Here is a 22,009-nt window from a genome sequence, read left to right as displayed (position 1 = left end):
CTGCCGATCACATCCGCAACGCCAGCGCGGGCTGCCAGGGCCCGAGGTGGAACTTGCCATCGGGCGCGGTGCCGGTCGAGCCGAGCTCGACGCCGACCTGCTGCCATTTGCCTGCCGGCGCGTCGATCACCGCCGGATCGGGACCGATGTTGAAGGCGCAGAACAGCTCTTCAGTGTCGGCCACCCGGCGGAAGCTGAGCACGTTGCCGGTCGCCGTGAGATCGGTGATCTCGCCCTTGCTCAGCGCCGCATGGGCGTGGCGGAAGGCGATCGCGCGGCGGTAGTGATGCAGGATCGCCGCCGGGTCCTTCTCCTGGTCCTCGACGGTCATCCGCAGGTGTTCGTGGCTCACCGGCAGCCAGGGCTTGCCCTCGGAAAAGCCGCCGTGGTGGGCATCAGGCTCCCAGACCATCGGCGTGCGGCAGCCGTCGCGGCCCTTGAAGGCCGGCCAGAACCTGATGCCATAGGGATCCTGCAGATCCTCGAAGGCCAGCACCGCCTCGGGCAGAGCAAGTTCCTCGCCCTGATAGATGCAGGCCGAGCCGCGCAAGCACATCATCAGCGTGGTGTAGAGCCGTGCCCCTGCGGCGCCGATACCCCAGCGCGTGACATGGCGCTCGACGTCGTGGTTGGAAAAGGCCCAGCAGGCCCAGCCGCCGCCCGCCACCTCGGCGACCTTGTCCATCACCTCCTTGACGTATGCGGCGGTCGGTGCGCGCTGCGACAGCAGCTCGAAGGCGTAGGACATCTGCAGGTGATCATTGCCCGAGGTGTATTCGCCCAGCACCTCGAGGCCCCGCAGGTCCTCGCCGATCTCGCCCACGGCGGCGGCGTTGTAGCGGTCCATGAGCTTGCGCAGCTTGGCGAGGAATTCGAGGTTCTCGGGCTGGGTCTTGTCGTAGAGATGTTCCTGCCAGGTGTAGGGGTTCACCGCCGGGGCAGTGATCGGGTTGCGCCGCTCGGGCGGCAGCGCCGGGTTGTCGCGCAGCTTGGCGTCATGCACGTAGAAGTTCACCGTGTCGAGCCGGAAGCCGTTGACCCCGCGGTCGAGCCAGAACTCCGCCACGTCGAGCAGCGTCTTCTGCACCTCGGGCTCGTGGAAGTTGAGGTCGGGCTGCGAGGTGAGGAAGTTGTGCAGGTAGTACTGGCAGCGCGTGGTGTCCCATTGCCAGGCGGAGCCGCCGAAGATCGACAGCCAGTTGTTCGGCGGCGTGCCGTCGGGCTTGGCGTCGGCCCAAACGTACCAGTTGGCGCGCAGGTTGTCTTTGGAGCTGCGGCTCTCCTGGAACCAGGGATGCTGGTCCGAGCTGTGCGACATCACGAGGTCGATCAGCACCTTCAGGCCGAGCTTGTGGGCGGTCTCGATCAGCACGTCGAAATCCGCGAGGCTGCCGAACATCGGATCGACGTCGCAATAGTCGCTGACGTCATAGCCAAAGTCCTTCATCGGCGAGCGGAAGAAGGGCGAGATCCAGACCGCATCGACCCCCATCGAGGCGATGTGCGGCAACCGGCGCGAGATGCCGAGCAGATCGCCCACGCCGTCGCCGTTGCTGTCCTGAAAACTGCGCGGATAGACTTGGTAGATCACCGCGCCGCGCCACCAGTCGCGGTCTTCGGTCGAGGGCACGGGAAGGGTGTTCTTGCTCATGTATTGGGTCTTTCGATCACTTGACGGAGCCTGCCAGCAGGCCGCGCACGAGGTATTTCTGCATCGCGAAGAAGACAACCAGCGGCACCACGATCGACACGAAGGCCGAGGTTGCAAGGATCTCCCATTGTCCGCCGCGCGAACCCATCAGATTGACCAGCCGCGCCGTCAGCACCAGCCGGTCGTCGTCGGTGCCAAGGAAGACCAGCGCGACCAAGAGGTCGTTCCAGGTCCAGAGGAACTGGAAGATGGCAAAGCTCGCCAGCGCCGGGAAAGACAGCGGAAGCACGATCTTGGTGAAAATCTGGAAGTCCGACGCGCCGTCGACGCGGGCGTTCTCGATGATGTCCTTGGGTAGACCGACCATGTAGTTGCGCAAGAGGTAGATGGCGAGCGGCAGCCCGAAACCGGTGTGGGCCAGCCAGACCCCGAGGTAGCCCTTGCCGATGCCGATCGCGTTGTGCAGCTGCAGCAGCGGGATCAGCGCGAGCTGAAGCGGCACGACAAGCAGCGCCACCACCGCGGCGATCAGCAGCGCGCGGCCGGGAAATTCCATCCAGGCCAGCGCGTAGGCGGCAAAGGCAGCGACGAGGATCGGGATCACCGTCGCCGGGATCGACACGGTCAGCGTGTTGAGAAACGCCTGCCCGACCCCTGCCCCCGCGGTCGTGCCGAAGAGCACGTTCTTGTAGTTCTCGAGCGTGAACTCGGGGGGTGTCGTGGCCGTGGCAAAGACCCGTGGCAGGCGCTCGCCTTCGAAGCTCTGCGGCGCTGTGAGGCGGAAATCCCCCGATTGCTCCACGGTCAGCGCCCAGCCATCCTGCAGCTCGACTTCGGTGTCCGGCTCGTAGGCCTCGGGCTCGCGCGACGAGGTGCCCCAGGCCGAGAGCGTGGTCTCGGCACTGCCGAAGAGGTTGCCGTCGATCACGTAGAGCCCGCCTTCCTCGCGCTCTTCGCCCGAGATCCGGATTGCCGGGAGCTGCCCCTTCTGCGCCGAGAAGGCCGACCACCAGCCCGAGTTGCTGATCTGCTCGGCGGTCCGGAACGACGAGACCAAGAGGCCAACCGTCGGAAAGAGCCAGAGCGCCACGAGCAACGCCACCGAGATGTGGACCGCCCAGGTGAGGGTCGATTTCTGTCCTGCCATGCCTTCCATGTTCCGCCCTCCTCAGCGCGTCTCGCGGCGCGCGTTGATCACGTTCCACACCAGGATCGGCGAGACCAGCAGCATGATCACCATCGCCGCGGCCGAGCCGACGCCCCAGTCGAAGGCGCGGAAAAGCTTGTCATACATGTAGTTGGCCAGAACCTGCGTCTGCCACTGGCCATTGGTCATGGCGAGCACGATGTCAAAGACCTTGAGCACCACGAGGGTGATCGTGGTCCACACCACGACAATGGTTGAGCGAATCTGCGGCACCTTGATTTTGAAGAAGATCTGGAACGGGTTCGCACCATCGACGATGGCCGCCTCGACCGTCTCCTCGGGAATGCCGCGCAGCGCTGCGCCGAGGATCACCATGGCAAAGCCGGTCTGGATCCAGATCAGCACCACCATCAGCAGGAAATTGTTCCAAGGGGTGATGGTCAGCCAGGTCTGCGGCTCGCCGCCGAGCCAGACCCAGACCGCGTTGAGGATACCGATCTGCTCCTGCCCGATCGGGCGGAAATCATAGACCAGCTTCCAGATCACCGAGGCGCCGACGAAGGAAATCGCCATCGGCATGAAGATCAAGGACTTGGCGAGATTGCCCCAGCGAATGCGGTCGGTGAGCTGCGCCGCCAGCAGGCCGAAACCGGTCGAAGCAGCGGGCACCACGATCAGCCAGAGCATGTTGTTGCGGATCGCCTCCCAGAATTTCGCCTCGCGCAGCATCTGCTGGTAGTTGGCGAGCCCGACGAAGGCGCCCCCCTGGTTGCGGTCGGTCAGCGACAGCCAGAAGGTCGCCACTACGGGATAGGCCAGGTAGAGCCCAAGCGCGAAGATCGCGGGAAAGAGAAAAAGCCAGGGCCGGATCATCTCGGCGCGGCGGATGTTGCGGCCGATGTTGGGGCCGCGGGCGGGGAAGAGAACCTTGTCGATCAGCTGGTTCGATAGCCAGAAATAGCCGATGCAGCCGCCGAGCCCGATCACGATGGTCAATACGGCCTGAAGTGCCGGATGCATGACGTCCTCCCCGTCGCTTGCAGTCGTTCGGGGCGCCGCATCTTCCCTATTAAGAGCGGCGCCCCGCGTCGAGTTTACCCCGAGTTACTTGTTCGCGTCCCAGCTTTTCTGGATCGCGGTCGCCACGTCCTCGGCCGACCTGCCGCCGACGTAATCGACCATCCCGGTCCAGAAGCTGCCTGCGCCGACGGCGCCGGGCATGAGATCCGAGGCGTCGAAGCGGAAGGTGGTCGCGTCCAGAAGGATCTCGCCCATCTTCTTCAGCGGCGGGCTGCCGTAGAGCTCTGCGTTCGCTTCCTTGTAGGGGGTCAGGAAGCCCGACTGCGCCATCCAGATCTCATGCGCGATGGGGGTCTGCAGGAACTCGATGAAGGCGCGCGATGCGTCACTGTCCTTGGTGATGAACGCCAGCGTGCCCGCACCCAGCACCGGCTGGCCGAGGTCCTTCTCGGCATAGGCGGGCATGTAGAAGAAATCCGCGTCCACGCCCATCTCGGTGCCTTCGGGGAAGAAGGTTGGGATGAAGCTGGCCTGGTGATGCATGTAGCATTGTGGCGGCGAGGCGAAGAGACCCGCCGGGCTTTCGCGGAAGTCGGTGGTGGCCACTGCGCCGGCGCCGCCATTGACGAAGGCGTCGTTCTTGGCGAACCAGCCGAATTCCTCGATCGCCTCGATCACCTTGGGATCGTCGAACTTGACCTCATTGGTCACCCATTGGTCGTAGACCTCGGGCGGCTGCACGCGCAGCATCATATCCTCGACCCAGTCGGTCGCCGGCCAGCCGGTCGCCCCACCCGAGCCCAGACCGATGCACCAGGGCGTTTCGCCCTCCTCGGCGATCTGCTCGGTCAGGGCCTTGAGGTCCTCCATGGTCTCGGGAACCTCGTAGCCCGCATCCTCGAAGTTCTCGGGGACGTAGAAAACCAGCGACTTCACGTCGATCTTGTAGGGGAAGGCGTAGAGCTGCTTGCCGTCCTTGCCCTCGAAGGAGCCGAGGCTCACCCAGCTGTCGCCGGCGGCGTAATTCTCGCGCAGCCAGTCGGCGGTCTCGTCGCCAAGCGGGGTGACGTAGCCCTTTTTCACCAGGTCGGCGATCAGGCCGGGCTGCGGCAGGATCGCGATGTTGGGCGGGCTGCCCGCCTCGGTGTCGATGACGATCTGCTGCTCGTAGGTCTCGGACGAGGAATAGCTGACGTCGGCGCCGGTGGCCTGCTCGAAATAGGCCAGCACCGTCTCGACCAGTTGCTGGTCGTCACCGCGCCAGGGGCCGAAGATGCTCAGGGTCTGGCCCGACAGGTCATGCTCGGCCGCGAAGGCGTCGAGGCTGTCCCAGTTGAAATCGCCCTCGCCGGGGGTGAACACCATCTCGGCCTGGGCTGCGCCCGCGCAGAGCGCCAGCGCCGCCACCGAGCCGAGAATGGCGCGCGTGCCGCGAACGGGTGTGTTTCGCTTGGTCATGTCGTCAAAGTCCTCCCGTGTTGTCACGGCACCCAGGGCCGCGAGAGATGTGGTCAATTCGGACGCGCTAGGGACACTCCTCACCCCAAAGCGCTTTGAGCCACGAGCAGCCTCACGCGTTTGCCCCCCTGTTGTCAATCATGCAATGGCCTAGGTGATCGGAAATTACATGCCGCACTGCAGCTAATCTAGGCGTTTTGCAAAGGGTCTTCCCGACCGCCCCGTTTTGCCGTTACTGTCGGAAGGTACCGAAGCGCTTTGGAAGACCGCTGATGAACCTCAAGCAACTGGCCGCGCATCTGAATCTCTCGCAAACCACCGTGAGTCGCGCGCTCAACGGCTACCCGGAGGTCAACGAGCAGACCCGCAAGCGCGTCATGGAGGCGGCGCAGGCGCTCAACTATGCCCCGAATGCACGGGCCAAGGGGCTGGCGACGGGGCGGGCCATGACCATCGGCCATGTCATCCCCTTCTCGCACCAGCACCAGATGATGAACCCGGTGTTCGGTGATTTCATAGCTGGCGCATCGGATGAATACGTCAAGGCCGGATACGACATGACCCTGTCGATGACCGGCGATCGCGACGAGGAAGAGAACTACCGGAGGCTCAAGGCCAAGGGCAATGTCGACGGGATCATCGTGCATGGTCCCTCGATGAAGGACGGGCGGATCCCCTTCCTGCGGCAGCTTGGCCTGCCCTTCGTGGTGCATGGCCGCGCCACCGATCTCGACATGCCCTACAGCTGGGTCGACATGAACAACACCCATGCCTTCCAGCGTGCCACCGACTTCCTGCTGGACCTCGGCCATCGCCGGATCGCCTTGATCAACGGGCTCGAGTTCATGGATTTCGCCTACCGTCGCCGCGTCGGCTTCGAACAGGCGATGGCCGGGCGAGGCGTGGCCGTCGATCCCCGCCACTTGAGCGCTGGCGAGATGACCGAGAGCTACGGCTTCGAGAGCGCCGCGCGCATGCTCGCCCTGCCCGACCGGCCCACGGCGATGATCACCTCGTCCGTCATTGCCGCCATCGGCATCCGCCGCGCCATCCATGCCGCCGGGCTGGAGATGGGCCGCGACATCTCGGTGATCACCCATGACGACGATCTGAGCTTCCTGCGCAACGGGCCGGATGTGCCGATCTTCACCGCCACGCGTTCCTCGGTCTATGAGGCCGGGCGGATCGCCGCGGCGATGCTGCTGGCGCATATCGCCGATCCGGAGAGTCCGGCGCAGTCCCGCCTGCTCGAGGCGCAGCTGATCATCGGTGGCTCCACCGGCCCCGCGCCGCAAGACACCCGCTAACCACCGGGCCTCTCCAAGCCTCAGCCCCCCTTTCCCTCGAATCGACAAGGACAACCCATGCAGTTCACCCGGAAGGATTTTCCCGAGGATTTCCTCTTCGGCGTCGCCACCTCCAGCTACCAGATCGAGGGCCATGCCTTTGGCGGCGCTGGCCGCACCCACTGGGACGATTTCGCCGCCACCCCCGGCAATGTCGTGCGCGCCGAGAACGGCGACCGGGCCTGCGATCATTACCACCGCTACGAGGAGGATCTCGACCTGGTGAGGGCCGCAGGGCTCGATGCCTACCGCTTTTCCACGAGCTGGGCACGGGTGCTTCCCGAGGGGCGCGGACAGGTGAACCAAGAGGGGCTCGACTTCTACGACCGGCTCACCGACGCCATGCTCGAGCGCGGCATCAAGCCCTGCGCCACGCTCTACCACTGGGAGCTGCCTTCGCCGCTCGCCGATCTTGGGGGTTGGCGCAACCGGGACGTGGCAAGCTGGTTCGGCGATTTCACCGAGGTGCTGATGAGGCGCATCGGCGACCGCATGTATTCGGTCGCGCCGATCAACGAGCCCTGGTGCGTCGCCTGGCTGTCGCACTTCATGGGGTTCCACGCGCCCGGCCTGCGCGACATCCGCGCCACCGCCCGTGCCATGCACCACGTCCTGCTCGCCCATGGCCGCGCCATCGAGGTGATGCGCGGGCTTGGCATGCAAAACCTCGGCGGGGTCTTCAACATGGAATGGTCGAGCCCCGCCAATGACACCCCCGACGCCCGCCATGCCGCCGAACTCTACGATGGCATCTACAACCGCTGGTTCACCGGCGGCGTGTTCAAGGGCGAATACCCGCAGATCGTGCTCGATGGCCTCGAGCCGCACATGCCCGCGAATTGGCAGGATGATTTCGGGCTGATCACGCAGAAACTCGACTGGTGCGGGCTGAATTACTACACGCGCAAGGTGATCGCCCCCACCAAGGGGGCCTGGCCTTCGCTGGAAGAGGTCGAAGGACCGCTGCCCAAGACCTTCATGGACTGGGAGATCTACCCGCAGGGCCTGTCGCAGTTCCTCACACGGATGGCGACTGAATACACCGGCGACATCCCGCTGTACGTCACCGAGAACGGCATGGCCGCGCCCGATCCCCTGGTGGACGGCGGCGTGGACGATCAGGACCGCATCGCCTATCTCGACGACCATCTTGCCGAGGTCCGCAAGGCCATCGCGGGCGGCGCGCCGGTGAAGGGCTATTTTGTCTGGTCGCTGCTTGACAATTACGAATGGAGCCTCGGCTACGAAAAACGCTTCGGGCTGGTCCACGTGGACTTCGACACCCTTGAACGTACGCCCAAAGCCTCTTACCACGCGCTGGCGAGAGCGCTAACGGAGTAAGGCATCATGAGCAGCGGCGGCACGGCAGTTCTGGCGGATATCGGCGGCACCAACACCCGGGTGGCGCTTTGCGAAGGCAGCAGGCTGATCGAAGGATCGGTGATGCGCTACCGCAATGCCGAGAACGACGGGATCGGTGCTGTCCTGAAGCATTACCTTGCCGAAAAGGGCGCAACGGTCGACGCCGCCTGCGTCGCGGTGGCCGGCCCGGTGCGCGACGGCGCGGGGCGCCTGACCAACATCGACTGGGAAATCGATCGCCCGACGCTTGCAGAGGCCACAGGCGCCGAGACCATTTCGGTGCTCAACGATCTGCAGGCGCAGGGCCATGCGCTCGGACATATCGCCGAGGACTGCCTCACCCCGATCCTGCCCGGGCTGCCCGCCAGCCCGCAGGCGGCGCGGCTGGTCGTCGGCATCGGCACCGGGATGAACGCCGCCCCGGTGTTCCGGCTCGGCGAGCGGACCCTGGTGCCGCCGTCGGAAGCGGGCCACGTGGCCATCCCGGTACAGACCGACGACGAGATGCGCCTGCTGCGCTACATCGAGCGCAAGCACCAGGGGCCGAGCGTCGAGCACATCCTGTCGGGCCGCGGCTTCGAGCGCGTCTACGCCTGGCTCTGCGACGAGGACGGCGCAGGGGAGCCGCTGGAGGCGCAGCAGATCATGGCGGCGGCGCAAGCCGGCACGGATGAGCGTGCCTTGCGGGCCATCGAGGTCTTCGTGCGGATGATGGGCCGGGTGTGTTCCAACCTTGCACTCACCACCCTGCCCTTCGGCGGCATCTATTTGATCGGCGGCGTGGCGCGGCACTTCGGTCCCTACCTGACCTCCGGCGCTTTCGAGCAGGCGTTTTGCGACCGTGGGCGCTTCGCCGAGTTCATGACGCAGTTCCCGGTGAGCCTTGTGACCGACGATTATGCGGCGCTCACAGGTTGTGCCTGCCACTTGAGCGAATTGCCGTAAATCTCGGCGCAATCTTCAAGGCGGTTGCCTTTGTGTAACAAAAACTGTTCATCAATCGTGCAGACGCCCTAGGTCGACCGGCGCAACCCTTCGTCTTTTCCAAAAGCGAGTGCCTTACCCATGAGCCAATCCGCCTCCCTGCGCGAGTCCATCCTCCAGCACCTTCGCTACTCCTTCGGCAAGGATCCCGAGCACGCGATCCTCGAGGACTGGCGCATGGCGCTGAGCTACGCGGTGCGCGACCGGATCACCGATGCCTGGATCGCGGCAACCGGCAAGACCTACGACTCGGAGGCAAAGCGGGTCTACTACCTGTCGATGGAATTCCTCATCGGCCGGCTGCTCGAGGACGGGATCGTCAACCTCGAGCTGGTCGAGGAAGCCAAGGCCGTGCTCGAGGAATTCGGCAAGGATTACGCGATGGTGCTGGCCGACGAGCCCGACGCGGCGCTCGGCAACGGTGGCCTCGGGCGCCTGGCCGCCTGCTTCCTCGAGAGCCTCTCGACGGTCGGCTGTCCGGCGCACGGCTACGGCATCCGCTACGAACACGGGCTCTTTCGCCAGAGCTTTGTCGACGGGCGCCAGGTCGAGCAGCCCGAGCTCTGGCTCGAACAGCGACACGCCTGGGAATTCGAACGCCCCGAGGTGCGCTACCGCATCGGCTTCGGCGGCCATGTCGACAAGCGCGGCGAGACCGTGCGCTGGTATCCCGGCGAAGTGGTCGAGGCCGAAGCCTTCGACACACCGGTTGTCGGCTGGAAGGGCCGCTGGGCCAACACGCTGCGGCTCTGGTCGGGCCGGGCCATCCACCCCTTCGACCTCGACCGGTTCAACCACGGCGATTTTGCCGGCGCGGCCCAGCCCGAGGCGCTGGCGCGCACCATCTCTCGCGTGCTCTATCCCGATGACACCACCGAGCAGGGCAAGGAGCTGCGGCTCAAGCAGGAGTACTTTCTGACCGCCGCCGCCCTGCGCGACATCCTGCGCCGCTTCAACAACCAGTTCGGCGACCTGCGCAAGCTGCCCTCCAAGGTGGCGATCCAGCTCAACGACACCCACCCGGCCATCGCCGGCCCCGAGCTGATCCGGGTGCTGCATGACGAGCGCGGCCTGTCCTTCGAGGAGTCGATGGAGATCGCCCGTGGCTGCCTGAGCTACACCAACCACACGCTTCTGCCCGAAGCGCTGGAGACCTGGGACGAGTCGCTCTTCGGTCGGCTACTGCCGCGCCATATCGAGCTGATCGATCAGATCGACAGCACCCACGCCAAGCAGAACCCGTCGCGGCTGAACTCCATGCGGGCCGACCACCAGGTGAAGATGGGCCAGCTCAGCTTTGTCATGGCGCATCACGTCAACGGCGTCTCGGCGCTGCACACCGAGCTGATGAAGACCACGGTCTTCGAAGAGCTGCACACCCTGCATCCGAACCGCATCGTCAACGAAACCAACGGCGTCACCCCGCGGCGCTGGCTGCTCGGTTGCAACCCGCGCCTTGCCGGGCTGATCACCGAGGCGATCGGCGAGGATTGGGTCGATGATCTCGAACAGCTCGAAAAGCTCGAGCCCTTCATCGAGGACAGCGGCTGGCTCGACCGCTACGCGAAGGTCAAGCGCGACAACAAGGCAGAGCTGTCGACCTGGATGGCCGAGGGGTACGGGCTTCACGTCGACCCCGAAATGCTCTTTGACGTGCAGATCAAGCGGTTGCACGAGTACAAGCGCCAGCACCTCAACATCCTCGAGACCATCGCCTATTGGGCCGAGATCCGCGACAACCCCAATGCCGACTGGACGCCGCGCCTCAAGCTCTTCGGCGGCAAGGCCGCGCCGGGCTATTTCTTTGCCAAGGACATCATCCGGCTGATCAACGACGCCGCCGCGGTGATCAATGCCGATCCGGTGACCGCGCCCTATCTCAAGATCGCCTTCTTGCCGAACTACAACGTCAGCCTCGCAGAGCGGATGATCCCCGCTGCGGATCTTTCGGAACAGATCTCGACCGCGGGCAAGGAAGCCTCGGGCACCGGCAACATGAAGTTCGCGCTGAACGGCGCGCCGACCGTCGGCACGCTCGACGGCGCCAACGTCGAGATCCGCGCGCATGTGGGGGCCGAGAACTTCTTCCTCTTCGGTATGACCGCCGAAGAGGTGATGGAGCGCCGCAAGGTCGAGGGCCACGCCTGGCAGGCGGTGCAGGCCGATCCGCGCCTCAAGCGCGCGCTCGATCTGATCCGCGACGGGCGTTTCTCGCCCGGCGAGCCCGACCGCTATCATGGCATCACCGCCAATCTCGAAGGCGCCGACTACTTCCTCGTCTGCTCGGATTTCACCGACTACTGGCGCGCGCAACGCGAGGTGGACGCGGCCTTCAAGGACAGCCGGGCCTGGGCGAAGATGGCGGCGCTGAACACCGCGCGCTCGGGCTGGTTCTCTTCCGACAGGACGATCCGCGGCTACATGAACGACATCTGGGGCGCGGCAAGTCTTCTCTGAGCGAAAGGAATCTTACGAGTTCCCGATGCCTGAGATCATTGCCAGATGCGCGGATCCGACTACAGTCACGTCATGAGCACCGCGTCCACATCCCTCGACACTGCCCTGCTGCGGCTGCTGCGGGGCCATCACGACGATCCCTTTGCCGTCCTTGGTCCGCACGAGCAGGACGGCGCACGATACGTCACCACCTACGACCCCGGCGCCGACCGCATGTGGGCCCTGGTCAGGGGCGTGCGCCACCCGCTCGAGCCGACCAATGTACCGGGCTTCTTCCGAGGCCCGGTGCCGGGCGACATGGCCTATATGCTCCTCGGCGAAGACCACGGCGAGGACGGCGAGCCGCGGGTCTACCAGCGCGAAGACCCCTACCGCTTCGGCCCGGTGCTCGGCGAGATCGACGAGTACCTGCTGGGCGAAGGCAGTCACCAGCGGCTCTGGGAGGCGCTCGGCGCCCATGTGATGACCCACGAAGGCGTGGCGGGCACCCATTTCGCTGTCTGGGCACCGAATGCCAAGCGCGTCTCGGTCGTGGGCGATTTCAACTGGTGGGACGGGCTGCGCAATCCCATGCGCCGCCGGGGCGCTACCGGCGTGTGGGAAATCTTCGTGCCAAATGTCGGCGACGGGGCCTTCTACCGCTACGAGATCGTGGGCCCCGACGGGACCGTGCAGCCGCGCAAGGCCGATCCCATCGGCTTCGGCTCCGAACACCCGCCCGCCAATGCCTCGATCGTGCGCGACATCACGGGCTACGGCTGGACGGACGATGCGTGGTTCGAGACCCGGGCCGAGGCGCAGAGCCGCTCCGCGCCGATCTCGATCTACGAGGTCCACCTTCCTTCGTGGCGGCGAAAGGATTGGGGCCGGCCGATCTCTTACATCGAGGCCGCCGAAGAGCTGGTCGACTACGTCGCCGATATGGGCTTCACGCACATCGAACTGATGCCGATCAGCGAATACCCGTTTGACGGCTCCTGGGGTTACCAGCCCATCGGCATGTTCGCCCCGACCATCCGCCACGGGTTGCCCCACGAGTTCCGCGACCTGGTGAATGCCGCGCACCGCGCCGGGATCGGGGTGATCCTCGACTGGGTGCCGGGCCACTTCCCCACCGACGCGCATGGCCTTGGGCGCTTCGACGGCACCGCGCTCTACGAGCACGCCGACCCCAAGGAGGGCTTCCACCACGACTGGAACACGCTGATCTACAACTACGGCCGCGCCGAGGTGGCCAACTACCTGACCGCCAACGCGCTCTACTGGCTCGAGGAGTACCATGCCGACGGGCTGCGGGTGGATGCGGTCGCCTCGATGCTTTACCGCGATTATTCCCGCCCCGCGGACCAATGGGTGCCCAACAAGGACGGCGGCCGCGAGAACTACGAGGCGATCGCGATGCTGCGCCGGATGAACACCGAGTGCTACGGCCAGCACCCCGGGATCATGAACGTTGCCGAGGAAAGCACCGCCTACCCGGGCGTGTCGTCGCCGGTGGATCAGGACGGTCTGGGCTTCGGCTTCAAGTGGAACATGGGCTGGATGAACGACACGCTCGATTACATCCGCAAGGACCCCATCTACCGCAGCTACCACCACCACCAGATGACTTTCGGGCTGGTCTACGCCTTTTCCGAGAACTTCATCCTGCCGATCAGCCACGACGAGGTGGTGCACGGCAAGGGCTCGATGCTGGGCAAGATGCCGGGCAACCAGTGGGAGAAGTTCGCCAACCTACGCGCCTACTATGGCTTCATGTGGGGCCACCCGGGCAAGAAGCTGCTGTTCATGGGGCAGGAGTTCGCGCAGGCGCACGAGTGGAACCACGATGCCGAGATCGACTGGGCCTGCCTCGACGATCCCCAGCACGCCGGCATCCAGCGCCTGATCCGAGATCTCAACGCACTCTATTGCGAGACACCAGCCCTGCACGCCAAGGACTGCGAGGAAGAGGGCTTTGCCTGGATCGCCGGAGGCGACACCGGAAACTCGGTCTTCTCGTGGATCCGACGTGGCCGGTCGGACGAACCCGAGGTGGCGGTGGTCTGCAATTTCACGCCTGCCGAGCAGCCGCGGTACCGCATCGGCCTGCCCGACACCGGCGTCTGGCGCGAGGCGCTGAACACCGATGCAGGCATCTACGGCGGAGGCAATCGCGGGAATTTCGGCCGCGTCAGCGCCGACGACGAGCCCAGCCACGGCTATCCCGCCTCGGCCGAGCTTTTCCTGCCGCCGCTTTCGGCGATCTTCCTCGTTCGCGAAGACAGCTGACGCATTCATACCCGTGTCGCGGCCGTGCCCGATACATCGCATTTAAGTAAAGGAGGAGACGAATGCCCCGACGTTCCCAGAGGCTCGCGAGCCGCAGCATGGCCTTCGTGCTCGCGGGGGGCCGCGGCTCGCGCCTGCACGAGTTGACGAATTTTCGCGTGAAGCCGGCTGTCTATTTTGGCGGCAAGGCCCGGATCATCGACTTCGCCCTCTCCAACGCGCTCAACTCCGGCATCCGCAAGATCGCGCTGGCCACGCAGTACAAGGCGCACAGCCTCATCCGACACTGCCAGCGCGGCTGGAACTTCTTTCGCGCCGAGCGCAATGAGTTCCTCGATATCCTGCCCGCCTCGCAGCGCTACAACGAGCAGACCTGGTACCGCGGCACCGTGGACGCGGTGGCCCAGAACATCGACATCATCGACAGCTACGACATCGACTATATAGTCATCCTCGCGGGCGACCACATCTACAAGATGGACTACGAGGAAATGCTCGAGCAGCACGTCGAGAGCGGCGCGCAGGTGACCGTGGGCTGCCTGACCGTGGACCGGTCCGAGGCCAGCGCCTTTGGCTGCATGGCGGTGGACGAGAGCGACCGGATCACCTCGTTCCTCGAAAAACCCAAGGACCCGCCGGGCCTGCCCGACGATCCCGAGAAGACGCTGGTCAGCATGGGCATCTACGTCTTTGACTGGAAGTACCTGCGCGGCAAGCTGGTGGAGGACCTGGGCTCGGAAAGCTCGAGCCACGACTTCGGCAACGACATGATCCCCGAGATCGTCGCCGCGGGCGGCGCGCAGGCGCACCGCTTCGAGGACAGCTGCGTGCGCGAGGCCGGCAAGCCCGCCTACTGGCGCGACGTCGGCACCATTGATGCCTTCTGGCGGGCCAATATCGACCTGACCAACTTCGACCCCGAGCTCGATCTCTGGGATACCGATTGGCCGATCTGGACCTATGCCGAGGTCGTCCCCCCCGCCAAGTTCATCCACGACGAGGAAGACCGCCGCGGATCGGCCGTCAGCTCGCTCATTGCCGGCGGCTGCATCATCTCGGGCACGGAGATTCGCGAGTCGCTGCTGTTCACCAAGGTGCACACGAATTCATATTCGGCACTCGAACGTGTGGTACTTCTGCCCAATGTCCACGTCTCGCGTCATGTCCGGCTGACCAACACCGTGGTCAATCGCGGCGTGCATATTCCCGAGGGGCTTGTGGTCGGCGAGGATCCGGAGGAAGACGCAAAGTGGTTCCGTGTCACGCCAGGCGGCGTGACGCTGATCACGCAAGGAATGCTCGACCGGAGGGAAGCCGCCAAATGACAAAAGTCCTGTCTGTCGCCTCGGAATGTGTGCCGCTGATCAAGACCGGGGGGCTTGCCGACGTGGTCGGCGCCCTGCCCGGCGCGCTGTCGGTGCACGGGGTCGACATGCGGGTGCTGCTGCCGGGCTACCGGCAAGTCATCGCCAAGCTGCCAACGCAGGAAGTGGCAGCGGACTACGACGATCTCTTCGGTGGGCCTGCGCGCGTGCTGAAAGCGCCGCTCGGGGATCAGCTGCTCTACGTGCTCGAGGCGCCGCATCTCTTTGACCGGGACGGCGGTCCCTACATGGACGCGCACGGCCATGACTGGCGCGACAACCCCGAGCGCTTCGCCGCGCTCTCTTCGGTGGCCGCGATGATCGGCGCCGACGGGATCGAGGGCTGGCGGCCGCAGATCCTGCACTGCCACGACTGGCAGGCGGGCTTCGTGCCGCTCTACCTGCGCGAGCTGGGCGCCGCGGGCCGGGTCTCGACCTTGATGACCATCCACAACATCGCCTTCCAGGGCATGGCGCCGGCGTCGCGCATCGGCACGCTGGGCCTGCCGCGCACCGGCTTTCACCAGCGCGGCTACGAGTTCTGGGACAGCGTCTCGGCGCTGAAGGCGGGGCTTGTCTATGCCGACAAGCTCTCGACCGTCTCGCCCACCTATGCTGCCGAGCTGATGACCAAGGACTTCGGCATGGGGCTCGAGGGCGTGCTGCGCGAGCGGCAGGAGGATATGGTCGGCATCCTCAATGGCATCGACGAAGCGCTCTGGACCCCGCCCTACAAGACCATCGCCGAGAAGGCCGAGCACAAGGCCGCGCTGCGCAAGGAGCTGGACCTGCCGGACGACTGGCCCGGCCCGCTTTGCGTGGTGATCTCGCGGATGACCGAACAAAAGGGGCTCGATATCCTGCTCCAGGCCCTGCCCGCGCTGCTCGATCGCGGCGGCCAGCTGGCGCTCCTCGGGTCGGGCAACCCGGGGCTGGAAGAGGCCTTCCAGCGCAAGGCGCAAAAGCACCCCGGCGTCGCGGTGCGCATCGGCTACGACGAGGAATTCGCGCATCGGCTGATGGCGGGGGGCGATGCGATTCTCGTGCCCTCGCGCTTCGAGCCCTGCGGGCTGACCCAGCTTTACGGCCTGCGCTACGGAACCCTGCCCCTGGTGGCGCTCACCGGAGGTCTGGCGGACACGGTGATCAACGCATCGCCTGCTGGATTGGCAGCAGGCTGTGCAACCGGCCTGCAATTCCACCCGGTGACCGCCCAGGCTCTGGCCCAAGCGATGATGCGGCTTATAACTCTGTACCAGGACAAGGAAACCTGGACACGCATGATGACCAACGCGATGGCCTCGCCCGTAAGCTGGACCCATTCGGCAGCGAAATACGCGGCGCTCTACCAAGACATGGTCAAGGCCAAGTCTTTATGAGGCATAGATGAGCGAGCCGGTCATCCTCGCGGGGTCCGCCAGCCCGCTCGGCGCGACATTTGATGGCGATGGCGTGAATTTCGCGGTTTTCTCGGCCCATGCCGAGGCCGTCACGCTCTGTCTCTTCGACGAGGATGGCACGGAAACCCACCGGCTCCCCCTGCCCGAGCGCGATGGCGACGTCTGGCACGGGCGGGTGCCCGGCCTCACCCCGGGCCAGCACTACGGCTTGCGCGTCGAGGGACCGTTCCAGCCGCGGCAGGGGCACCGTTTCAATCCCCACAAGCTGCTGCTCGACCCCTACGCCCGCCGCATCACCGGCCACCCGCTGTGGAACGACGCGCTCTACGGCGGCACGCAGACGCGCAATACCATCGACAGCGCGCCCTTCATGCCCAAGGGCGTGGTGGTGGACACCAGCTTCGACTGGGGCGATACCAAGCCCCCCGAGACCCGGCTTGCCAAGAGCGTCATCTACGAGGCCCACGTGAAGGGTCTCACGCAGCGCTTTCCCGGCGCCGAGCACCCGGGCAGCTTTCTCGGCATCGCCTCGGACCCGGTGCTCGACTATCTGACCGACCTCGGGATCACCGCCATCGAGCTCTTGCCTGTGCAGAGCTTCCTCAACGACAGGTTTCTCGTCGACAAGGGGCTGAAGAACTATTGGGGCTACCAGACGCTCGGCTTCTTCGCCCCCGATCCGCGCTACCTCACGCAGGACGCGCTCTGGGAGTTCCAGCACATGGTTGCCCGGCTCCACGCCGCCGGGATCGAAGTCATCCTCGACGTCGTCTACAACCATAGCTGCGAGGGCGATGAACACGGGCCGACACTCAGCTTCCGCGGGCTCGACAATGCCAGCTACTACCGGCTCCCCGAGGACAAGCGGACCTACATCAACGACACCGGGACCGGCAATACGCTCAACTTGGACCATCCGATGGTGCTGCGCATGGTGATGGACAGCCTGCGCTACTGGGCCACCACCATGGGCGTTGACGGGTTTCGTTTCGATCTGTGCTCGACGCTGGGCCGCACGCCGGAGGGCTTCGATCGCAACTCCGCCTTCTTCAAGGCGCTGCGCCAGGACCCGGTGCTGGCCGCCAAGAAGCTGATCGCCGAACCTTGGGACATCGGCCCGGGCGGCTACCAGCTCGGCGGCTACCCGCCGCCGTTCAGCGAATGGAACGACCAGTACCGCGACGGCGTGCGCCGCTTCTGGCGCGGCGATCTGGGACATGTGCCGGTGATGGCCGACCGGATCACCGGCTCGGCCGGGCTCTTCGACCATTCGGGGCGCAATGCCACCGCCTCGGTCAACCTGCTCACCGCCCATGACGGCTTCACCCTGATGGACGTGGTCTCCTACACCCGCCGCCACAACGAGGCGAACGGCGAGAACAACCGCGACGGCCACGGCGAGAACCACTCGGACAATATGGGCGTCGAAGGCCCGACCGACGATGCCGAGATCACCGCCGCCCGCGCCCTGCGCCGCCGCAACCTCATGGCGACTCTGCTGCTCAGCCAGGGAACACCGATGATCCTCGCTGGCGACGAGATCGGCAATTCGCAGGGCGGCAACAACAACGCCTATGCCCAGGACAATGAGACCGGCTGGATAGACTGGGACCATCGCGACGACGCCTTCCACGCCTTCACGCGCAAGCTCATCGCCTTTCGCAAGGCCCACCCGATCCTGCGCCAGCGCCGCTACCTGCACTCGCGCCCGCGACGGATCGACGGGGTACCGGACCTCTTCTGGTGGCGTCCCGACGGGCAGGAGATGACCCGCGCCGACTGGACCAATGGCCATCTCAAGGTGCTCTGCGCCGAGTTCCGCATGGCCTCGGGCACGCCGCTCTACAAGCAGCGCGAGGAAGCGATCTACATCGCTCTCAACGCCGGCGAGGCGGTGGAACTAACCCTGCCGCACCCAGGCGAGGGCTTTTCCTGGGTACGCCACATCGATACCACCGACCCCGAGGCAGCCCCGCAGCGTCTCGGCGGCACCGTGACGCTCGCCGCGAACTCGGTGCTCTTGCTTGCAGAGGAGGCATGATGAGCGAGCTCGACGCCCGCGCGGAACAGGCCGGGATCCTCGGCGAATACCGCGACCTCTACGGCGCGTGGCACAGCACCCCGACCGAGACCAAGGCGGCGCTGCTTGCGGCCATGGGGTTGGACGGCGACGCGCCGCTGAACGTGCGCGACCTGCCCAAGTGGCACGTCTGCAGCCACGGCGAGCCGCCCTCTCTGGGTGTGCCCGGGGCCTGGCAGATCACCCTCGAGGATGGCCGCGGGATCGAGGGCGAAGGCCGCCTGCCCGCCCTGCCGCTGGGGCGGCACCGGCTCGAATCCCGCGGCGAGACCTGCTGGCTGCTCAGCGCGCCGCCGCGCCTGCCGCTGCCCGAACGCGATTGGGGGCTGATGGTGCCGCTGGCCTGCCTGCGCCCCGCGGCGCAGGGCGGCATCGGCAGCTTCGACGATCTCGCGGTGGTGGCCGAGGGCGCCGCTGCGCAGGGCGCGGGGTTCCTCGGCATCAACCCCATTCACGCCGGCTTTCACGTCGCCGATGCCGGCGGCTTCAGCCCCTACACGCCGTCGCACCGCCGCCGGCTCTCGCCGCTCTACCTGCCCACCGACACAGCCGCCACGCCCGGCCCTCTGGTGGATTTCGCCACCGAGACCCCGGCCCGGCTCGCCGCGCTCGAGGCAGAGTTCCACAACGCCCCGCCCGGCCCCGGTTTCGACGCCTGGCTGCGGCACGAGGGCGCGGAGCTGCAACGTTTCGCCCTGCACCAGGCGCTGTCGGAAAAGCTGGGCGCCTATTGGGATGCCTGGGCGCCGCCGTATCAGGATCCGGCCAGCCCCGAGGTCGCGCAGGCCGCGCGCGAATTGGCCGAGCGGGTCCGCTTCCACGCCTGGCTGCAATATGCCGCCGAGGGCGCCGTCACCACCGCGCAGCGCCGCGCGCAGGCCGCGGGCATGACCCATGGGCTCTACCTCGATCTCGCCGTCGGCACCCACCCGCATGGCGCCGAGACATGGACCGACCGCGCCAGCTTTGCCACCGGCGCCAGCCTCGGCGCGCCGCCCGATGCCTTTGCGCCCCAGGGGCAGAACTGGCGTCTGGCGCCGTTCAACCCGGTGGTGCTGGAAGAGACCGGCTTCGAAGCCCTCGCCCTCACCCTCCGCCAGCAGCTCCGCTTCTGCGGTATGCTGCGCATCGACCACATCATTGGCTTCGAGCGTGCCTATTGGGTGCCTGACGCGGACGGCCTGCCCGGCGCCTACGTGCAGATGCCCCGCGAGGCAATGTTCGCCGTCGCGCGCATCGAGGCGGCGCGCTGCGGCGGGGTGATCATCGGCGAAGACCTTGGCGTTATCCCCGACGGGCTGCACCACGCGATGGACGAAAGCGGCCTGCTGGGCTGTCGCCTCGCCTGCTTTGAACACCGTGGCGATCCCCCCGAGTTCAAGCGCCCCGAGGATTACGACGAGGCGGTCATCGCCAGTTTCACCACCCACGATCTGCCCACCTGGAAGGGCTGGCGCGCCGGTCGCGAAATCGATATCCGCGAGCGCATCGGCCTCACTCCGCCCGAGCACGCGCAGGGCATGCGCGACTGGCGCGGGCGCGAGATCGCGGGCTTCGACTGGCTCAGCGGGCAATTCCGCGGCGATCTTTCCCCCGAAGTACCCGAGGCGATGTTCCACGTTCTCGCCGCCACCCGCTCCCGGCTGGTCGCCGTTCAGGTCGAGGACCTGCTGGACAGCGACGTGCAGCCCAACCTCCCGGGCACCGTCCGGGAATATCCCAACTGGCGGCAGCGCCTGCCTTTCGGTCCGCAAGAGATTGCAAATACACCCGTTCTTGCCAATGCCGCCCGGATCATGGAAGCATCCGGCAGAAGGAGACATTCATGACGCATATCCGTACCGTACCCACCGAGCCGATCGAGGGGCAGAAGCCGGGCACGTCCGGCCTGCGCAAGAAGACACCCGTCTTCCAGAGCCACCACTATCTCGAGAATTTCATTCAAAGCATCTGGGACGGCATCGGCGGGGTCGAGGGGAAAACCCTCGTGCTCGGCGGTGACGGGCGGCACTTCAATTCGCAGGCGGCGCAGGTCGTGCTGCGCATGGCCGCGGCCAGCGGCGCCAAGAAGGTGATCGTCGGCGAGCGCGCGCTGCTCTCGACCCCGGCGGCCTCGCACTTGATCCGCAAACGCGGCGCCGATGGCGGCATCATCCTGTCGGCCAGCCACAACCCCGGCGGCCCCGAGGGCGACTTCGGCGTGAAGTACAACGCCGGCAACGGCGGCCCTGCCCCCGAGAGCATCACCGACAAGATTTTCGAGGCGACGAAGACCATCAAGGAATTCCACATCCTCGACAGCCAGGACGTCGGCCTTGCTGGCACCGGCAGCGTCATGCTCGGCGATATGGAGATCGAGATCGTCGATCCCGTCGCAGATTATGCCGAGCTGATGAAGGAGATCTTCGACTTCGACGCGATCCACGCGCTGTTCCGCTCCGGGTTCACCATGCGCTTCGACGCGATGCACGCGGTCACCGGCCCCTACGCGCGGATGATCCTTGAAGAAGAGCTCGGCGCCGGTCCGGGCACGGTGATCAACGCCATCCCGCTGCCCGATTTCGGCAAGGGCCACCCGGATCCCAACCCGATCTGGGCCAAGACCCTCATGGACGAGATGATGGGCGATCATGCGCCCGATTTCGGCGCCGCCTCGGATGGCGACGGCGACCGTAACATGATCGTCGGCAAGCACTGCTACGTCACCCCCTCGGACAGCCTCGCGGTTCTGGCCGCCAACGCCACGCTGGTTCCGGCCTATGCCGATGGTCTAAAGGGCGTCGCACGCTCCATGCCGACCTCGGGCGCGGTGGACCGGGTCGCCGAGAGGCTCGGCATCGATTGCTACGCCACACCCACCGGTTGGAAGTTCTTCGGCAACCTGCTCGACGCCGGCCGCGCCACGCTCTGTGGCGAGGAAAGCGCCGGCACCGGCTCGGACCACGTGCGCGAGAAGGACGGGCTCTGGGCGGTGCTCTTCTGGCTCAACGTGCTGGCCAAGAAGCACTGCTCGGTCGCCGAGCTGATGGAGGCGCACTGGCAGGAGTACGGCCGCAACTACTACTCCCGCCACGACTACGAGGGCGTTGACAGCGATGCGGCGAACGGGCTGATGGATCACGTGCGCGAACAGCTTGGCGTGCTGCCGGGCAACGAGGTCGCGGGGATGACGGTCACCTCGGCCGAGGAGTTCGCCTATGACGATCCGGTCGACGGCTCGCGCGCCGAGAAGCAGGGCCTGCAGATCGGCTTCGAGGGCGGCTCGCGGCTTGTGCTGCGCCTCTCCGGCACCGGGACCGAGGGGGCGACCCTGCGCGTCTACCTCGAGAAGGTCGAGACGGACCCGGCGAAATTCGCGCTCGATCCGCAGGTCGCCCTGGCGCCGGTGATCGCCGCCGCCGAGGCCATCGCGGGCATCAAGACACGCACCGGACGCGACGCGCCCGACGTCATCACCTGATCGGAAGAC

General features: G+C 66.0%; 14 protein-coding genes. 10 read left to right on the top strand and 4 right to left on the bottom strand.

All coding sequences use genetic code 11. The annotated features are described in order from the left end of the window. Positions 1-7 precede the first annotated feature (7 nt). The 4 genes from G0Q01_RS06700 to G0Q01_RS06685 form a co-directional block, all read right to left on the bottom strand. The gene (locus G0Q01_RS06700) at positions 8-1,651 is read right to left on the bottom strand and encodes an alpha-glucosidase (protein WP_164196459.1); all 1,644 of its coding nucleotides are present in this window, start codon (positions 1,649-1,651) and stop codon (positions 8-10) included. Positions 1,652-1,667: 16 nt separating this feature from the next. Next, a complete protein-coding gene (locus tag G0Q01_RS06695) occupies positions 1,668-2,807 on the bottom strand; it encodes a carbohydrate ABC transporter permease (protein WP_164213129.1) in 1,140 nt (379 codons plus the stop codon). A gap of 12 nt (positions 2,808-2,819) precedes the next feature. Next, on the bottom strand, positions 2,820-3,818 hold the full coding sequence (locus tag G0Q01_RS06690) for a carbohydrate ABC transporter permease (protein WP_164196461.1): 999 nt from the start codon (positions 3,816-3,818) through the stop codon (positions 2,820-2,822). Between the two features lie 84 nt (positions 3,819-3,902). Continuing rightward, complete coding sequence (locus G0Q01_RS06685; RefSeq protein WP_164196462.1) at positions 3,903-5,276, bottom strand: ABC transporter substrate-binding protein; 1,374 nt, start codon at positions 5,274-5,276, stop codon at positions 3,903-3,905. A gap of 272 nt (positions 5,277-5,548) precedes the next feature. Between G0Q01_RS06685 and G0Q01_RS06680 the strand changes: the two genes are divergently transcribed. From G0Q01_RS06680 to G0Q01_RS06635, 10 genes are all read left to right on the top strand, one after another. Then, positions 5,549-6,583, top strand: a complete 1,035-nt coding sequence (locus G0Q01_RS06680) for a LacI family DNA-binding transcriptional regulator (RefSeq protein ID WP_164213128.1) — start codon at positions 5,549-5,551, stop codon at positions 6,581-6,583. Between the two features lie 57 nt (positions 6,584-6,640). Further along, a complete protein-coding gene (locus tag G0Q01_RS06675; RefSeq protein ID WP_164196463.1) occupies positions 6,641-7,963 on the top strand; it encodes a GH1 family beta-glucosidase in 1,323 nt (440 codons plus the stop codon). 6 nt (positions 7,964-7,969) lie between these two features. Beyond that, positions 7,970-8,929 carry an ROK family protein gene (locus tag G0Q01_RS06670; protein ID WP_164213127.1) on the top strand — a complete coding sequence of 320 codons (960 nt, stop codon included), beginning with the start codon at positions 7,970-7,972 and terminating at the stop codon, positions 8,927-8,929. Between the two features lie 120 nt (positions 8,930-9,049). After that, complete coding sequence (locus G0Q01_RS06665; protein ID WP_108965428.1) at positions 9,050-11,425, top strand: glycogen/starch/alpha-glucan phosphorylase; 2,376 nt, start codon at positions 9,050-9,052, stop codon at positions 11,423-11,425. Between the two features lie 72 nt (positions 11,426-11,497). Further along, positions 11,498-13,696 carry a 1,4-alpha-glucan branching protein GlgB gene (gene glgB, locus G0Q01_RS06660; protein WP_164196465.1) on the top strand — a complete coding sequence of 733 codons (2,199 nt, stop codon included), beginning with the start codon at positions 11,498-11,500 and terminating at the stop codon, positions 13,694-13,696. Between the two features lie 62 nt (positions 13,697-13,758). Next, a complete protein-coding gene (gene glgC, locus G0Q01_RS06655; protein WP_164196466.1) occupies positions 13,759-15,021 on the top strand; it encodes a glucose-1-phosphate adenylyltransferase in 1,263 nt (420 codons plus the stop codon). Next, positions 15,018-16,439, top strand: coding sequence for a glycogen synthase GlgA (gene glgA / locus G0Q01_RS06650; protein WP_108965422.1), 1,422 nt, complete (start codon positions 15,018-15,020; stop codon positions 16,437-16,439). Before glgC ends, glgA begins: the two co-directional genes overlap by 4 nt. Before the next feature lie 7 nt (positions 16,440-16,446). After that, positions 16,447-18,501: a glycogen debranching protein GlgX gene (glgX, locus tag G0Q01_RS06645; RefSeq protein ID WP_164196467.1), complete on the top strand. Its 2,055-nt coding sequence runs from the start codon at positions 16,447-16,449 to the stop codon at positions 18,499-18,501. Then, the gene (gene malQ / locus G0Q01_RS06640) at positions 18,501-20,369 is read left to right on the top strand and encodes a 4-alpha-glucanotransferase (RefSeq protein WP_164196468.1); all 1,869 of its coding nucleotides are present in this window, start codon (positions 18,501-18,503) and stop codon (positions 20,367-20,369) included. Before glgX ends, malQ begins: the two co-directional genes overlap by 1 nt. Further along, a complete protein-coding gene (locus tag G0Q01_RS06635) occupies positions 20,366-22,000 on the top strand; it encodes an alpha-D-glucose phosphate-specific phosphoglucomutase (RefSeq protein WP_164213126.1) in 1,635 nt (544 codons plus the stop codon). Before malQ ends, G0Q01_RS06635 begins: the two co-directional genes overlap by 4 nt. Positions 22,001-22,009 lie beyond the last annotated feature (9 nt).

Source organism: Salipiger sp. PrR007, assembly GCF_010499845.1.
GTDB lineage: Bacteria > Pseudomonadota > Alphaproteobacteria > Rhodobacterales > Rhodobacteraceae > Salipiger > Salipiger pacificus_A.
Note: the sequence above shows the minus strand (reverse complement) of the source record. Positions and strands in the feature narration are given on the sequence as shown.

What these genes read in the sequence shown, in the direction of transcription:
- G0Q01_RS06700 (WP_164196459.1), bottom strand. Translation starts at nt 1,651, where the DNA reads ATGAGCAAGAACACCCTTCCCGTGCCCTCGACCGAAGACCGCGACTGG.
- G0Q01_RS06695 (WP_164213129.1), bottom strand. Translation starts at nt 2,807, where the DNA reads ATGGAAGGCATGGCAGGACAGAAATCGACCCTCACCTGGGCGGTCCAC.
- G0Q01_RS06690 (WP_164196461.1), bottom strand. Translation starts at nt 3,818, where the DNA reads ATGCATCCGGCACTTCAGGCCGTATTGACCATCGTGATCGGGCTCGGC.
- G0Q01_RS06685 (WP_164196462.1), bottom strand. Translation starts at nt 5,276, where the DNA reads ATGACCAAGCGAAACACACCCGTTCGCGGCACGCGCGCCATTCTCGGC.
- G0Q01_RS06680 (WP_164213128.1), top strand. Translation starts at nt 5,549, where the DNA reads ATGAACCTCAAGCAACTGGCCGCGCATCTGAATCTCTCGCAAACCACC.
- G0Q01_RS06675 (WP_164196463.1), top strand. Translation starts at nt 6,641, where the DNA reads ATGCAGTTCACCCGGAAGGATTTTCCCGAGGATTTCCTCTTCGGCGTC.
- G0Q01_RS06670 (WP_164213127.1), top strand. Translation starts at nt 7,970, where the DNA reads ATGAGCAGCGGCGGCACGGCAGTTCTGGCGGATATCGGCGGCACCAAC.
- G0Q01_RS06665 (WP_108965428.1), top strand. Translation starts at nt 9,050, where the DNA reads ATGAGCCAATCCGCCTCCCTGCGCGAGTCCATCCTCCAGCACCTTCGC.
- glgB (WP_164196465.1), top strand. Translation starts at nt 11,498, where the DNA reads ATGAGCACCGCGTCCACATCCCTCGACACTGCCCTGCTGCGGCTGCTG.
- glgC (WP_164196466.1), top strand. Translation starts at nt 13,759, where the DNA reads ATGCCCCGACGTTCCCAGAGGCTCGCGAGCCGCAGCATGGCCTTCGTG.
- glgA (WP_108965422.1), top strand. Translation starts at nt 15,018, where the DNA reads ATGACAAAAGTCCTGTCTGTCGCCTCGGAATGTGTGCCGCTGATCAAG.
- glgX (WP_164196467.1), top strand. Translation starts at nt 16,447, where the DNA reads ATGAGCGAGCCGGTCATCCTCGCGGGGTCCGCCAGCCCGCTCGGCGCG.
- malQ (WP_164196468.1), top strand. Translation starts at nt 18,501, where the DNA reads ATGAGCGAGCTCGACGCCCGCGCGGAACAGGCCGGGATCCTCGGCGAA.
- G0Q01_RS06635 (WP_164213126.1), top strand. Translation starts at nt 20,366, where the DNA reads ATGACGCATATCCGTACCGTACCCACCGAGCCGATCGAGGGGCAGAAG.